Annotated in this window: 1 protein-coding gene; it reads right to left on the bottom strand. The window is 67.2% G+C overall.

Annotation, left to right across the window (positions count from 1 at the left end):
• Nucleotides 1-991, bottom strand: a 991-nt coding sequence (locus AC3EUJ_RS37185; RefSeq protein WP_431969423.1) for a ricin-type beta-trefoil lectin domain protein, incomplete at both ends; no start/stop codon positions are given.

Genomic DNA, 991 nt, shown 5'->3' with positions numbered 1-991 from the left:
AGGGACATCAAGGCACTTGCCGGAGCCGTGCTTCAGGGTGCCGTTGGTGACGGACCACTTCTGGTCGGCGTTGCCGGTGCACCCGGCCAGGGTCACCGGGGTGCCGTCGGCGGTGCCGCCTGCGGTGGGCATGGCGCATTTGCCGAGGATGGTCAGGGCGCCGGTGGTGGTGTCGAGGTGAAAGTTCTGGGCTTTGGTGGCGTTGCAGGTGTAGATCTGCAGCGGGGTGCCGTCGGCGGTGTTCGCGCTTTGCAGGTCCAGGCATTTTTGGTTGAGGCCGATGAACTGGCCCTTACCGGCCTTGCCGAAGCCGGAGGCGGTCTTGACGTGGCCGTCCCAGGTCCAGTCCAGGGCTTGGGTGTCGCCGCCGTAGGTGCGGGTGATGGTGTTTCCGGCGTCGTCGTAGGTCAGGTTGGCGAGGGTGTCGACGGTGGCGGTGTCGGTGGTGATGCCGGTGAGGGTGTGGGGCTGCCCGCCGCCGCTCTTGCCGTAGGTGTAGTCCGTGGTGGTGTCACCGGAGGTGTCGACCTTCCCGCCCGCGACGGTGACGGACGGCTGATGCTCGACCAGTTGTTTGCGGTTGCCGACCTCGTCGTAGGTGTAGGTCTGCCAGTACCCGTCGTTGGTGGCGGTGACGTTGGTGGCGGTGATGTTGCCGGAGGCGTCGGTGTAGACCGGTGCGGGCGTGCTCTTGCCGGGGGCGATGCAGCCCTCGTTCGGGGAGGTCCATGCCTGCGCCAACTGGGCGAGCGCGTCGTAGGTGAAACACTGCCGGTCCGTGGCACCGGCGCCGTCGACGTCCTTGAGCTGGGTGACGTTGCCGGCGGTGTCGTAGCTGTAGTAGCGGTCGTTGACCCGGTGCGGGCTCGCGGTTTCCCGGTCGGTGACCGTGCGGTCGAGCTGGCCGGTGTTCTCGTTGAACAGGCTGGTGGTCCACACCCGGTTCGGCATCTCTCCGGTGACCGTGCGCAGCACCTCGCCATAAGGGCTG

It is taken from the genome of Actinacidiphila sp. bgisy160, assembly GCF_057707815.1.
The sequence above is the reverse complement of the archived record's forward strand: the minus strand, read 5'-3'. Positions and strand labels throughout refer to the sequence as shown.